The organism is Alteromonas abrolhosensis (genome assembly GCF_001953635.1).
Taxonomy (GTDB): Bacteria; Pseudomonadota; Gammaproteobacteria; order Enterobacterales; family Alteromonadaceae; genus Alteromonas; species Alteromonas abrolhosensis.
The window spans coordinates 44,755-58,383 of sequence record NZ_MEJH01000017.1 but is presented as its reverse complement, the minus strand read 5'-3'; the positions used below and the strand labels follow the sequence as shown (position 1 = coordinate 58,383).

Annotated in this window: 12 protein-coding genes; 10 read left to right on the top strand and 2 right to left on the bottom strand. The window is 46.0% G+C overall.

The window, feature by feature from the left end:
* A partial coding sequence (locus BGK61_RS18365) for an EF-Tu C-terminal domain-related protein (RefSeq protein WP_459166507.1) occupies window positions 1-229 on the top strand: 229 nt, incomplete at its 5' end.
* 374 nt (window positions 230-603) lie between these two features.
* Here BGK61_RS18365 and BGK61_RS18360 read toward each other — a convergent pair.
* Window positions 604-1,491, bottom strand: coding sequence for a TraB/GumN family protein (locus BGK61_RS18360; protein ID WP_076012856.1), 888 nt, complete (start codon window positions 1,489-1,491; stop codon window positions 604-606).
* A gap of 334 nt (window positions 1,492-1,825) precedes the next feature.
* On the opposite strand from BGK61_RS18360, the gene BGK61_RS18355 reads away from it, so the two are divergent.
* The 3 genes from BGK61_RS18355 (at window position 1,826) to BGK61_RS18345 (ending at window position 6,047) form a co-directional block, all read left to right on the top strand.
* The gene (locus tag BGK61_RS18355) at window positions 1,826-2,791 is read left to right on the top strand and encodes an alpha/beta hydrolase fold domain-containing protein (RefSeq protein ID WP_076012857.1); all 966 of its coding nucleotides are present in this window, start codon (window positions 1,826-1,828) and stop codon (window positions 2,789-2,791) included.
* Between the two features lie 271 nt (window positions 2,792-3,062).
* On the top strand, window positions 3,063-5,276 hold the full coding sequence (locus tag BGK61_RS18350) for a TonB-dependent receptor (RefSeq protein WP_076012858.1): 2,214 nt from the start codon (window positions 3,063-3,065) through the stop codon (window positions 5,274-5,276).
* A gap of 90 nt (window positions 5,277-5,366) precedes the next feature.
* Window positions 5,367-6,047, top strand: coding sequence for a Fe2+-dependent dioxygenase (locus tag BGK61_RS18345; protein ID WP_076012859.1), 681 nt, complete (start codon window positions 5,367-5,369; stop codon window positions 6,045-6,047).
* Window positions 6,048-6,104: 57 nt separating this feature from the next.
* On the opposite strand, the gene BGK61_RS18340 is transcribed toward BGK61_RS18345, so the two are convergent.
* A complete protein-coding gene (locus BGK61_RS18340) occupies window positions 6,105-7,202 on the bottom strand; it encodes an alpha-hydroxy acid oxidase (protein ID WP_076026129.1) in 1,098 nt (365 codons plus the stop codon).
* Window positions 7,203-7,575: 373 nt separating this feature from the next.
* Here BGK61_RS18340 and BGK61_RS18335 point away from each other — a divergent pair, with 373 nt between their 5' ends.
* From BGK61_RS18335 to BGK61_RS18310, 6 genes are all read left to right on the top strand, one after another.
* Window positions 7,576-9,867, top strand: a complete 2,292-nt coding sequence (locus tag BGK61_RS18335) for a FepA family TonB-dependent siderophore receptor (protein ID WP_076012766.1) — start codon at window positions 7,576-7,578, stop codon at window positions 9,865-9,867.
* A gap of 102 nt (window positions 9,868-9,969) precedes the next feature.
* Window positions 9,970-10,746 carry a DUF3450 family protein gene (locus tag BGK61_RS18330; protein WP_076012767.1) on the top strand — a complete coding sequence of 259 codons (777 nt, stop codon included), beginning with the start codon at window positions 9,970-9,972 and terminating at the stop codon, window positions 10,744-10,746.
* On the top strand, window positions 10,743-12,119 hold the full coding sequence (locus tag BGK61_RS18325; RefSeq protein WP_076012768.1) for a MotA/TolQ/ExbB proton channel family protein: 1,377 nt from the start codon (window positions 10,743-10,745) through the stop codon (window positions 12,117-12,119). Before BGK61_RS18330 ends, BGK61_RS18325 begins: the two co-directional genes overlap by 4 nt.
* Window positions 12,119-12,505 carry a MotA/TolQ/ExbB proton channel family protein gene (locus BGK61_RS18320; RefSeq protein WP_076012769.1) on the top strand — a complete coding sequence of 129 codons (387 nt, stop codon included), beginning with the start codon at window positions 12,119-12,121 and terminating at the stop codon, window positions 12,503-12,505. Before BGK61_RS18325 ends, BGK61_RS18320 begins: the two co-directional genes overlap by 1 nt.
* Window positions 12,506-12,507: 2 nt before the next feature.
* Window positions 12,508-12,915 (top strand): ExbD/TolR family protein, encoded by a 408-nt coding sequence (locus tag BGK61_RS18315; RefSeq protein WP_014951024.1) that lies wholly within the window; start codon window positions 12,508-12,510, stop codon window positions 12,913-12,915.
* A gap of 18 nt (window positions 12,916-12,933) precedes the next feature.
* Window positions 12,934-13,554 carry an energy transducer TonB gene (locus tag BGK61_RS18310; protein WP_076012770.1) on the top strand — a complete coding sequence of 207 codons (621 nt, stop codon included), beginning with the start codon at window positions 12,934-12,936 and terminating at the stop codon, window positions 13,552-13,554.
* Window positions 13,555-13,629: the final 75 nt, after the last annotated feature.

Here is a 13,629-nt window from a genome sequence, read left to right as displayed (position 1 = left end):
TCATACTCCATTCTTCAAAGGCTACCGTCCACAGTTCTACTTCCGTACAACTGACGTAACTGGTGCTGTAGAGCTTCCAGAAGGCGTAGAAATGGTAATGCCTGGTGACAACCTTAAATTCAAAGTTGAGCTAATTGCTCCGATCGCGATGGAAGAAGGTCTTCGTTTCGCAATCCGTGAAGGTGGTCGTACAGTAGGTGCTGGTGTTGTATCTAAGATCCTAGACTAATCTAGACTTAGCAACACAAGCCAAAAAAGCGCACTTAGGTGCGCTTTTTTTATGCCTGCGATTTAGTTCGTGATTGTTGTGCCCTCTGAAACACGCCGTAAACCCATCCGTGCTTTTATATTAGCGGCTTCGCAGCTGCATCCATGCAGCTGAGAGTTCTAGATTGAATAAGCGCGACCCCTTTGGCATTTATAAAGCGTGGTGAGAGGGGAGGAAACACGCCGTGTACCCATCCCAACGTTTATGTAAGAGCTCCGACACCGCATCCATGCGGTGTAGGGTTTGACAGGGCGTACATTCACGCCCTTCGTAGTAAGCATAAAAAAGCTAGGACTATGCCTAGCTTTGTTTTTTCGGTTGACAGCAAAGTGGGGTTACATTTGCTCGACTTTGTACCCTTTAGCTTCTAATAAATCGATAACACTGCCATCACCAACTAAGTGTCCTGCTCCCACTAACACAAACTCTTGGTCATCATCGCCAAACATAGCTTCAATCTGAGGAAGCCAGTTTTGATTGCGCTTAGTAAACACATCGTCGAACGAAGCAGGAGATTCGCGTTTGAAAGTGGCTACGACTAGCTCATCAATCTTTTTAGTATCACCCTCTCTCCATGCCTTTATGGTACTTTTAAGCATGTCTTTTAATTCGGGTAGCGTCTCTAGCGTTTCTGAGATAAGGCGGTCTTCTTCACCAGCACCCATATTGGCTAGCATATTAATCTGAAAATCCAGTGACTCCAGGTATTCACTATTTTTTCCGTCGCGCGCAGCAAGCTGCATAAAATAGGCATCAACACCTTGCCCTGCCAACTGCGAACGCTGAGCTTCCATAGCAACAAGCATTGAAGCAACCATACCCGGCTTAAATTGAGCTAACTGATCAGCGGTTGCGCCAAAGTTACTCAGGTAAGCATTAAGCGCTTCGTAGGTTTCTTCTGATACATCGTCTTTAAGGGTTTTGCCTTCAGCGTAAGCTAGCCCAGCCATCATTTTTCGCTGACCTTCTATATCTGCTGGGTCTGGCATTTTTACTTCAAATACCAAGGTGTCACTTTTTTCATAGGTTTGTGTGAACTTAGCAGGCAACGGAAATTCAGAGATGGGTAAAATATGTATTGTACCGCCTACATAAACTGCATCATCGCCTTTAGATACTTTCCAAACCGAAGTTTGGTCGTGCTCAACATTTTCTGCGTACGCTGTAGTTGTAACAGCGAAACCAAGTGCCATTATCCATTTACGAACGGTAACTCTCTTCATCACGTATATCCTTGTTGATTACTTATATTATTAAGATGTCTGAAAATACTTCGATTAAACGCTTTTAAATCTTGCTCCGTTCGCTATAGAGGCGTAGTGAACATGATTAATTTTTCTCAATCATAGCAGAAGCATTTTGAATGGAGGACTGATCTTCAATACAGATTTTATTACTTTGTGTCACCTCATGACTTACACTAGATGTTAGAAAACGGGTCAAGCGACAAGAAAAGCACCGCCTTATTTTTCTAATTCGAACCCAAAAGGCTATACACTTTTCAAGGTTGATTCCGTACACACTAGAAAAATCGAAAACATAAAACTGCAAAGAATAATGCCAAACCCAAAACTCCCCAATCTACCCACGGTAAGTGACGCTTTTAAGCAAGCTAATGAGCGCTTTCCTACTGCTTCTGTCGAAGAGGTCAAGCAAACAGTACCTGTAGATGCTGCTAGTTGGCGGGAGCTTGTACAGCAACGAAATGCGCAGCAAAAGAAAAAAATAAAGAAGATGCGTAAACAGCTAGATGTCTCTGTAGAATTACTAGATATTGCAGGGGTTACGGTGCGTAAACTCACCCCGAAAGTTCTGTCGCCGCACTTTGCAAATCACGTTTATTTAGACGTGCACGGGGGCGCCTACGTATTTTTCGGAGGCTTATCGAGCATAGAAGAAGGTTTATTAATTGCTTCACGGCTGGGTATAGTTGTATTTAGTGTAGATTATTCTATGCCACCAAACGCACCTTCGCCCGCCGCATTAAACGATTTACAAGCTGTCTACCTTTCACTTTTAGCTGATCCGGAAGGTCGTCGTATTTTAATAGGCGGGACATCCGCCGGTGCCGGGCTGGTTCTTGCGCTAGTACAGTCACTCGTAAAAAAGAACATAAACCTTCCCAGTGCTATTTATACGGGTACACCATGGGTAGATTTAACTCAGGCAGGGGATAGTCGACAAGTAAACGAGGGAGCAGATCGCGTGCTTGTTACTTACGAGGGGTTATTGCAATCAGCAGCGTCACTTTATGCCGGTGATACGGAATTATCTCACCCAAGTGTTTCTCCCATATACGGCGAATTTTTTACATTTCCACCTGTTTTTATCGTATCAGGAACACGTGATTTGTTTTTAAGTGATGCGGTTCGTCTGCATAGAAAAATTCGCGACTTCAACGGCACGAGCAAACTCGAGATTGTTGAAGGCATGTCTCACGCAGAATACCTCATTGCCTACGAAACGCCAGAATCCTATATGACTTATAACGAACTTCGAACTTTCTTTTTGCAGCATCTCTAGCTGAACCTCACCAGCCCATACAAGAATAAATCAACCTTTTATTCATCGAATGAAAGCATTTGGTAGCTTTTGCCTGTTAACCAGACAAGCAAAAATCAGCCGCTCAATGGCACGTGAATGTCAGTATTGCGTAAATATGAAAAAGAATATGCAAATAATAATAATTTGCATTAAGTTTAAAGTCTCTGTATTTTACTCCGTGCCAAAATTCAACTCGGTACATTTAGGCATTTAATCACACACTTAAAAGCACTAAAGGGACTTCCTTTTCATGACGAAAATGAATACAAAGAAAAGCGCACTTGCGCTGACGATTACAGCAGCAATACCTTTTGGAACCGCACTTGCTCAGCAAGAGAATACAGCAATTCACGAATTAGAAACTACCAAGGTTCAAGCAACCGAAGAAGCGGGTTATAAAGTCGATGAAAGCTCTTCAGTAAAACTCACCCAACCGATTGCGAATACCCCTCGCTCGATCAATGTTATTTCAGAACGTCTTCTTGAAGATCAGGGGATTACCAATTTAAATGACGCGCTTCGAAATGTTGCCGGCGTATCAACCTTTGGTGGTGGTGAAGGTGGTGGTGGCGTCGTGTCTGCCAGTGACAAGGTTACCATTCGTGGTTTCGATGCACGCTCAAATATCTATGTAGACGGTATTCGCGATATTGCCGGTTACAGCCGCGATACTTTTAATTACGAAGCCGTAGAGGTCATTAAGGGCGGCAGCGGTTCTTTAGATGGTCGCTCTACTGGTGGTGGTAGCGTTAACCTGGCGACCAAGCGTGCGCGACTGGAAGATTTTGGTGCAGTATCAGGTCGCTATGACTCTTTTGAAAACGCGCGTGTAACATTAGATTACAACAAGGCGCTTTCTGAAAATGTTGCTGGCCGTTTAAATCTCTTATACAGCGACGGTGGCGACTTCTTTGACAACGGTGTTGAGGAGTATCAAACCACTGGTGTAGCGGGCTCTTTACTCTACAAAGTGAGTGAAGCAACCGATATTAATTTTGATGCATTTGTGATGGAACAGGATAACGTTCCAGTGCTGGGTCTTCCTTTCTTAACGTCTACAGCAGCAGAAGCTACAGGCCAGCCTGAAGGCCCGATTGATTCGGGGCTATGGGATGAGTATTACAGCGTACCAGGTCGTGACTTCGAAGAAGTGTCGACGCAAATGTACACCTTAGTTATCAACCACAAAGTCAATGATGTGGTAACACTTCGTAGCCAAACCCGTTTTGGTAGCAACGAAAAAGAGTCTGTAATTGGCCGTCCATGGTGGAATTCAGATGAAGAAGCTAATCTATTGAACGCTGAGCGCTTGCAAGCATTAGATGAAGAGACCGACTTATTTGTATCACAGCTAGACGCCATACTTTCGCTGGAATCAGGTGCCTTAAAACACCGTGTTGTGCTGGGTGCAGAAATAGCTGAAGAAGAGCGTACGAGCTTTGGTGTGACAGCAAATTACACCTATGTGGATGCGCAAGGTAATGTCCTGGAAGCACCAACCATTAACCCTTTCGACTTGCAAAATAACGTGTTTGTTACAGGCGGAACAACGCGCAGCGGTAGTGATACTTCAGGTGAAGCGAGCACGGTAGCCTTATATCTTCTAGATACCATTAAAGTAGGTGAGCACCTTCAAGTAGACATCAACGCGCGTTATGACGATTTTGATATTTCTGGTTCTGCGTGTAGCCGACGTAACGGATGCTTCGATGGCTTAGATGCGCAAGATAGTTACTTCAGCTACGGTGCAGCGGTTAGCTATATGCCAACTGAGAACGGCAGTATTTACCTTAGTCGTAGTAACTCCAAGCAGCCTCCTGGCGTAGCGTTAGCGCTATCAACAAACGCTGCACAGAATGGGGTAAGGCCTGAAAATGCGGTAACTACTGAACTTGGTGTTAAGTGGCAGTTCTTTAACAACCAACTGCTTGTGAGCGGTGCGGTATTTGAAACAACAAAAGACGTGGTCGATTCACAAAATATCGAAGACGGTATGACAGTGTATTCGTTAGCGGGTGAACAAGAGTCTAAGGGCTATGAAGTCAGCGTTACAGGTATGCTTACTGATTCACTGTCAATCTCGGCAAACTATGCGAGCTTAGATACTGAGGTTACGCAGGACACCACTGCTGAGTCTATCGGTAACGGTCTACAAGCGTCGCCAGATGATACGGCGAACATTTGGGTAAATTATGCTGCAATGGATAATAAACTGAATGTGGGTGGTGGTATCTATTACAATTCTGGTGAAACCTACTGGCGCAGAAACACGGCTTATTTCACAGTCGATTCTTACACGACGCTTTTCCTAATGGCGTCTTATCAAGTTACTGAAGACCTGAAACTTCAGTTAAACGTTGATAACTTAACAGATGAAGAATATGTGGTGGATTACAGCGCTAAAGGGCACTTCCGCCCGGGGAACCCACGAAGTGTAGCTGTTTTTGCTAACTATACTTTCTAATTAAGTATTCGCTATCATAAAACCAGCCTTAGGTAACAAGACCTCTGGCTGGTTTTTTATATTCACTCGCTTTGCCACAATGGGAACAACATGCTGGTTAGAATTGAGAACTTCCTCACCAAACAAGAAGTCGCTGATGCTGTGTCGCTTCTTGAGAAAGCCGATTGGATTGATGGCGCTGTAACAGCGGGGCATTTGGCGCTGCATGCAAAGAAAAACCTTCAGTTACCAGAAGATTCTCCCACGGCACGCCAGCTAGGGGATTTCATTTTGAGCTTAATGGGTCAGTCGCAGCACATATTAGCGGCAGGGCTACCTAATAAAATATACCCTCCCATGTTCAACTGCTATCAGAGCGAAGGAGAATTTGGCGATCATATCGATAATACCATTAGGCGGGTGGCAGGAACTGCTGTAAAGGTTCGTACGGATATCTCGATGACGGTTTTTCTCAGTGAGCCCGAAGAATACGAAGGGGGAGAGCTCGTGATCCAAGATACTTATGGAGAGCAGCGTGTGAAATTCGCGGCGGGCGATATGGTAATGTACCCATCAACCAGTTTACATAGAGTGACACCTGTTACAAAGGGCCGTCGACTCGCATCCTTTTTTTGGATGCAAAGTTTAGTGAGAAGTGCTGAACAACGCCGTATTCTGTACGACTTAGATATGAGTATTCAGGCACTTAGCGCCGAGACTCCAAATAACGCTGAAATTGTCAGGCTTTCGGGTGTGTATCACAATCTGTTAAGACAGTGGAGTGAAACCTAAGCTTGTAAATCTGCAAGTAATGCGCGAATCGCGCAGTGAAATTATCTAAGAAATTGACTAAGTTGCTGGCCATAAACAGTGCTTATTAATGTTTTCTATAGCGTCAACCCCGCAAAGTGCCATCGTCATTTCAAGTTCGTCTCGTAAAAGGCGAATAGTGTGAGCAACACCTAATGCGCCCGCCGTGGCTAATCCGTACATCAAAGGCCGGCCAATAAGCACGGCGTTGGCACCCAGTGCAATGAGCTTCACCACATCAGCGCCTCTGCGCACACCGCTGTCAGCCAGTACCATCATTTCATCACCAACCGTTTGGCGAATAACAGGAAGCATCTCTACCGGTGAGGGCACGCTGTCCAAAGCGCGACCGCCGTGATTCGACACAACGATACCCGCTACGCCAAGTTCCGCTGCTTTTTGAGCGTCCAACGGGTTAAGAATACCTTTCAATACAATGGGCAATGACGTGTTTTGCTGGATAAAAGCTATATCGTCCCAAGTAGGAGCCTGTGCCATAAGCCCCTGAAACACTACGCTCTTGCCTTCTCCAGGATGTACCAAGGGAGAGGGCGAATCTATATTGACGGCACGTACATTGGGTGGAAGCGAAAATTCCGCCCTTTGCTCACGATTGCGCAAGCCATTAATGGGTGCATCGATGGTAATTACCAATGCTGAAAACTGAAAGTGTTCTGCTTTTTGTATGAGTTCTAAAGTTTGTGGACGGGTAGGTTGAACATAGAGTTGAAACCAGCGAGGGCTCTGAACCTGACTTGATACCTCCTCAAAGGAGCGACTGGCTAACGTGCTCATTATCCACAAGCCACCTTGAGCTTGTGTTGCCAGCGCGGTCGCTATTTCGCCATCGGGGTGCGCCAGTGCCTGATATGCAACGGGGCCGGAAATAATTGGATGCTCAAACTGCTGCCCTAACAACGTAGTTTTTGTTCCACCCTTAGCGACGTCACACAAAGTGCGAGGAAGCAAACATAAGTCGTCTAGTTTTTCACGGTTTCTTTTCATCGACAGTTCGTCAGCAGAACCGCCGGAAATATAAGCCCAGGATTGGGTTGTAAGTCTCTCACGAGCCAAACTCTCGTAGTCAGACAACGCAGCAAGGGTCGGTGGGATGGCATTCAATGGTGTTTTAAGCATATTCGTCAGGTTTATGTAAAGAAAGTAAAAAGCCTTTCAATATTAATTAAATTGCAAATGATAATAATTGTTATTAAGATGCAGGGCGATTTGAGCATGATTAGCCGCTTCTTGCAAACAAGAAGAGAAATAAAGCAATAAATAAACCCTATGACAGATAAGGGCACGCATATTTCTACGGATAGTCTCATTTTTGGGCGTTCTTTCTTGGAATAACAATAATCACACCAGCAGCCCTAACTCAAATACATAGCGCTTTATTTCCATCTGGTTTAATCACCATTTGAAAAGACAAGCCGCGCATAACAAGACACAACATATTGAAAAGGTTAGCTATTAGCTGGCTAGCACTCAACTCATTAAGGATTATCAAATGCCTGTAACTGGTAAGCGCATTATTTTGTTAGGAACCCTGTTTCCCATGCTGTCAGCGGGTGTGCTGGCGCAAAGTGAAGAGATAGAAACACTCGATACCACTGTCGTGCAATCTGCATCAGAAGAGCTCAAACAAGCACAAGGCGTGTCTATCATCACCGAAGAAGATTTCAAACGTCGCCCTGTTACCAATGATATCGCTGAAATCGTAAGAACCATGCCAGGTATCAACCTTACTGGTAACTCAAGTTCTGGTCAGTACGGCAACAAGCGCCAAATCGACATTCGCGGAATGGGCCCAGAGAACACGCTTATTCTAATTGACGGCAAGCCAGTGTTGTCACGAAATTCTGTAAAAATGGGTCGTTCAGGCGAGCGAAACACACAAGGTGACAGCAACTGGGTTCCTGCAGAAGCTATTGAAAGTATTGAAGTCATCCGTGGCCCAGCAGCGGCTCGCTATGGTTCTGGCGCATCAGGTGGTGTTATCAATATCATCACTAAATCTCCTGATGAAGCTTCTACCTCTATAACCGCTCAGACCGAGCTTTCTTCAAATAAATACGAAGGCGACAACCGTCGTTTTAACCTAGTAACAAGTGCACCGTTATCTGAGCGTTTCTCACACCGCACTATTGTTAACTACAACGAACAAGACGCTGACGACCCACGCGTGAATCTAGATTCAACAGACGTAACAACGGGTCGCGGAGGTACATCCAAAAATGTAGGGGCAGGGCGTGAAGGTGTTGAAAACATCGACGTGCGTACCTTGGTTCGATTCGACCAAGACGATATTAATCGCTGGGATTTTGAAGCAGCCTATAGCCGCCAAGGTAACCGCTATGCTGGTGACAACGCATTTCAGGGCGTAAGCTACCCTGTTGACGAAAACGGCAACGTTATTATTCCTGAACCAGAAGACCTGGCAGAAACTGATGCTCAGAGCCTAATTGGTGAAGAAACGCTGGTGATGCACCGTCGTACGTTCGGCGTTACTCACAATGGTGAGTACGATTTCGGCGATTCATTTAGCTACGTTCAATACGAAAGCACGTCTAACAGCCGTTTAGGTGAAGGTGCTGCCGGTGGAACTGAAGGGCGTATTAATAGCCTTGAAATGACCACCATCAAATTAGAGAACATTACTGCAAAGACCGAGTGGAATGTGCCTTTAACGTTAGGCGGCTTCAATCAAACCGCAACGTTTGGTGCGGAATACCGTAAAGAGACCCTAGATGATTCTGTTAGCAACCAGCTTACGTTGAATGTAGTGGATGACGGCACTATTCCTGGTGTAGAAACTGACCCGGCAAATCGTCCATCTGAAACCGACGCCACGTTGGTAGGTGTGTATGTTGAAGACAACATCATGCTAACAGATTCAATCACGCTTACGCCCGGACTGCGCTTCGACGATCACAGTAAAGCAGGTACAAACCTTAGCCCGAGCTTGAACGCGTCATGGCAGGCATCGCCTAACATTGTGGTTCAAGGTGGTATTAGCCGTGCTTTTAAAGCACCAAATCTCTATCAATTAAACCCTAACTACGTGTACTACACACGAGGTAATGGTTGCCCAGTTGACTTCTCTAACCTAGGTGGCGGGTGTCACATTCTAGGAAACCCTGACCTAGAGCACGAAACCTCAGTAAACAAAGAAATTGGTGTTAACTACACCAACGAAGAGGGTTTGAACGCGGGTATTACTTACTTCCACAACGACTATAAAGACAAAATTGGCACCGGTAATGTACCGCCAGAGTATGTGTTACCTGGCGAAGAAGGTGGCGAGGCAAACGTTCAGGTATTCCAGTGGTTTAACGTTCCTGAAGCGGTTATTTCTGGCCTTGAAGGTAACTTGTTGTTCCCTGTAACCAGCACTATTGAGTGGTCGACCAACTTTACCGTGATGCTTGAGTCAGAGGATAAATCTACTGGCCAGCCATTATCTATCGTTCCTGACTACACAGTGAACTCGCTAATAAGCTGGCAAGCCACCGATGCACTTGAGCTTGTGCTTAGCGCTCAACACTATGGTGAAACAGATAGCCCTACGGCCAGCGTTAATTCGGGCGCCGTTATCGAAGCCGATGATCGCGAAGCCTATACCATCACCAACATTAACGCCATTTACGCGTTCGACGAAAACTTGAGCTTCAACGTGTCGGTTAAGAACTTGTTCAACGAAAGCGTTAAGCGTGAAGGTACGCAAGCGTCTAACGCAGGAGCTAATACCTTTAATGAACCAGAAAGAAGCTTCTTGTTGTCTGCTACTTACCAGTTCTAATACTTAGCAAGCAGTAACAAGACACTAAAAATGCCGGCCTCGATAGTGATATCGACGTGCCGGCAATCTCATTAATTCAGCTAAGAGATGTAAGGGATTTGAATGAAAGTTAAAAGAAGTGCAGTGCTCTCTTTTGTACTGGTATCACTTGCCGTGGCTTCATCAGGTATTGTGATGGCAGCGACAAAAGCCAGCGATATTGATGGGCTCACTGAAAAGTGGATTAGCATTGAGCGCCAGACGCAAAAGCTAGAAAACGAGTGGCGCGAATCAGAGCCTGCATTGCGTCAGCGCATTCAATTGCTTAAAGCTGAACGTACTCAGCTGCAGAGTATGATTGACGAAAGTAAAGCTGCAACCACCGACGTGGAAGCTCAGCGAGAAGCACTTCTTTCTGAGCAAAGTGAGCTTGAAGCACAACAGGGCGGGGTAGAGCGAGCCTTAGCAGGAGTCATCGGGCAAGTCGATAGCCTTTACTCGTCGTTGCCAGAGATTATTCGCCAGACGTGGGATAAAGAACAAGCCGAATTAGCGGCTGACGCCGACACGTCAAATAAGCTTCAGGTTACCCTTGCAAAACTTTCATCCCTTCAACAATTTAATAGCAAGCTTCTGGTTAACGAAACCGTAATGCGTGCTCCCGATGACAAAGATGTATTAGTTAAGCAGTTCTTTGTTGGCAGCAGCTATGCGTGGTTTACCAACGCCGATGGTCAATATCAGGGTGTCGGTCGCGTTCGAAACGGGGAATGGCAGTGGCAATTTAGTGACAACGTAGATAGCGAAGCGGTGGCCCTTGCCGTTGCTATTTTCGAGAAGAAGCATGAGCCCGATTTTGTTTCTTTACCACTTACGCTGGCTCAAGGAGAAGGCGAATGAAATGCTTATCTCACGTTCTCACAACATTTAACCCAATGTTGAAATCCTCTTTCATTGCAGCATGCGTTGCTTTGTGTGCAGCTGTGGTTTGTGTACCGGCAGTGGCAGCGCCTGAAGATAGCATGCTGGCCAATATTAAAGAGGCAAAAGCGCGCCTGGAACGCACCGAAAGCAAAATTAGTAAAGAGCGTGTAGCGCTGGCTAATGAATTGCGTGCGCTTGAACAGCAGGTAATGAAACTGCGCAATGAAACCACGGTCGCCCGCCGTAAAATGGACGAAAGAACCCTTAGTCTTTCCCAGTTAGAAAATCGCCTATCGAGCTGGAGCGAGCAACAAGAGTTCCAACAAAATTTGTTGAGCCGTTTCCTGCTTCAAACCGGTGTAGACAGTCTGTCGTTAAGCGAAATGAGCTTGTCTGACAAAGTCCAGAAAGTGGGTGAAAAAGCGAAAGAGTTTGCGAATCAACAAACCCCTAATTTCAGTGCAGGAAAGGTTGTACTGGCGAATGGCGAAGTGACCCAAGCAAAAGTGCTTACTCTTGGTTCGGTGACGTGGTATTTGGCGCAAGCACAAAACGTTGCGGGTACGGCAGAGCGTAAGCAAGACCTGTTTACCTCTACGTCCACTTTTTCAGATACGGATACCGAAAGCCTTGCAAGCTTGGCAAGCAGCGGCAATGGCAGCATTAAAATAGATCCTACCCTTGGCCGCGCAGCTACACGCGAGCAAGCGTCAGAAGGGGTAATTGAACATGTTGTGAAAGGCGGAGTGTGGGTGATCCCTATCGTGTTGTTTGCCCTTCTCGCTACGCTTATCGCACTGTTTAAAGTTATTCAGCTATGGCGCTTACCGAAGGTTAAGCAAGTAGCATCAGGCAAAGCTCTGGTGAACATGGTGGGCAGTTCAGGTGTGGGCTTCTTTGATGGCATGCAGCGCGAGCTGTATGACATAACTAAGCGTGCAAGCACGCCAACTGAACGCGACGATGAGCTGTTTTCTGCACTCCAGCAAGACAAAATCAAGCTAGAAAAATACAACGGCACCATTGCTGTAACTGCTGCCGTTGCACCCTTACTAGGTCTTCTAGGTACGGTAAGCGGCATGATTGAAACCTTTAGAATGATGACGGCATTTGGCTCAAGCGACCCCGAAGTTATTTCTGGCGGGATCGCTAAAGCCTTGGTTACGACAGAGTTAGGCTTAGTTGTGGCCATACCGGCATTAATTCTAAATGCCGTACTCTCTCGCAAAGCACGACACTACTACGAAGAGCTCGAAAGTTTCGCGCTTGTACTTAGCAATGACGAGCCAGACATTGCTAAGAAAACCGACCAAAAGAGTGATGGTCAACAGCAAGCGAGCGCAAGCTAATGATTGAACAGCTAGTGGGGAATGCATTGTGTTGGTTAATGCTGCTGGTGGCATGGTTTGCTTACCAGCAAATCTTTGTGTTGTTTACTACACGCAAAGAGATAGCCCAAGTGCGTGATGGAGAGAAAGAGCTAACAAAGCGAGAAATGGTTCCTGCCGTTCTGGTTAGTGCTCTTCCCTTGATGGGCCTGCTAGGCACAATTGCAGGCCTACAAGTGAGTTTCACCGGAATGATGTCGTTAGGTGTCGATAGTCAAGTCGTCACTGGTGGCATTGCCGATGCACTTTTTACCACTCAGCTTGGCTTAACCTTGGCTATTCCTGGCTGGCTTTTGTTGATGTTTGTTAATGGTGCGGTAAAGCGCGCCGTAGCAAGGGAGGCGTAAACATGGCAAGTCGATTACAGCGACGCCTTGAAAACCAGCAAGCGCAAGGCATTGATATGTCTCCGCTACTAGACGTGGTTTTTATACTTTTAATTTTCTTTATCGTTTCAACAGTGTTCGTAAAAGAAACTGGGGTTGAGGTAGATAAACCACAGGCGATATCAGCACAAAAGCTCGATCAAATGGCCATTATGCTGGCAATTACCCGAACCGGTGAAGTGGTGTATGACAGTGCCAATATCGGCGTGAGCGGTGTGCGCTCTACCGTTGAGCAATTGTTGATGAAAGAACAACGCCCAGTAGTCATTCAGGTAGATAAAGCCGTTCGCTCTGAATTGTTGGTAGAAGTCATAGATGAAGCCAAACTGGCGGGTGCCGACACGGTAAATATCGCCACTTTGAAGCCATAGCGAACGAGGCAAAATTCAATGAAATACAATCTTCAACCTTCTCTACTTAGCGGTGCGGTGCTCGTTGGTGCACTTGGCGTTATGTGGCTAGGGCACTTTTTGTCTAATCTGCAGCCCGACACTATGGTTGTGCGCAAGTTGGACATTGCGGTAACGCCTCCACCTCCGCCGCCCCCGAAAACGCAAAATGTAGTAGAAGAAACTGAACTTGTTATGCAGGTAGAGGGCAGTGGCGCAGCCATGACCATGGCGGATTTAAGTGTTGAGCCAGATATACAAGTGCCAAAGCCCGACATGCCAAACGTCAAAGTGACCCAAACCCAATGGGATATGCCTGATATTGAATTGGACGCCTTTGGGCTAAGCGAACTGGATTCAAAGCCTACCTTGCTGACTCCGGTCAAAATACGTTTCCCCAAGCGACTCAAAAAGCAAGGTATCAAGCGGGTGATTGTAAAGCTCGACGTCATTATTGACGAACACGGTAACGTAAAGCTGATGGATATTGTCGAGAACCCGCATCACGAGCTCAATAAAGAAATAATGCGTTTTGTTAAAGCCAGCAAATTTACATCGCCCTACAAAGAAGATGAAGCGGTGAAGGCGCGTTTTATTTGGCCCGTAGTTATAGAGGCCTAATAGAAGCTTAATAGAGGCTTGGTTTAGCGCAGTAAAGCGAAATAGAAGCTAAAGAATTTAGAGGTTGATTGAGAC

Excerpts from the sequence above, each read along its gene's own strand:
- BGK61_RS18355 (WP_076012857.1), top strand. The coding sequence starts at position 1,826 with ATGCCAAACCCAAAACTCCCCAATCTACCCACGGTAAGTGACGCTTTT.
- BGK61_RS18310 (WP_076012770.1), top strand. The coding sequence starts at position 12,934 with ATGAAATACAATCTTCAACCTTCTCTACTTAGCGGTGCGGTGCTCGTT.
- BGK61_RS18345 (WP_076012859.1), top strand. The coding sequence starts at position 5,367 with ATGCTGGTTAGAATTGAGAACTTCCTCACCAAACAAGAAGTCGCTGAT.
- BGK61_RS18360 (WP_076012856.1), bottom strand. The coding sequence starts at position 1,491 with ATGAAGAGAGTTACCGTTCGTAAATGGATAATGGCACTTGGTTTCGCT.
- BGK61_RS18325 (WP_076012768.1), top strand. The coding sequence starts at position 10,743 with ATGAAATGCTTATCTCACGTTCTCACAACATTTAACCCAATGTTGAAA.
- BGK61_RS18350 (WP_076012858.1), top strand. The coding sequence starts at position 3,063 with ATGACGAAAATGAATACAAAGAAAAGCGCACTTGCGCTGACGATTACA.
- BGK61_RS18330 (WP_076012767.1), top strand. The coding sequence starts at position 9,970 with ATGAAAGTTAAAAGAAGTGCAGTGCTCTCTTTTGTACTGGTATCACTT.
- BGK61_RS18315 (WP_014951024.1), top strand. The coding sequence starts at position 12,508 with ATGGCAAGTCGATTACAGCGACGCCTTGAAAACCAGCAAGCGCAAGGC.
- BGK61_RS18320 (WP_076012769.1), top strand. The coding sequence starts at position 12,119 with ATGATTGAACAGCTAGTGGGGAATGCATTGTGTTGGTTAATGCTGCTG.
- BGK61_RS18340 (WP_076026129.1), bottom strand. The coding sequence starts at position 7,202 with ATGCTTAAAACACCATTGAATGCCATCCCACCGACCCTTGCTGCGTTG.
- BGK61_RS18335 (WP_076012766.1), top strand. The coding sequence starts at position 7,576 with ATGCCTGTAACTGGTAAGCGCATTATTTTGTTAGGAACCCTGTTTCCC.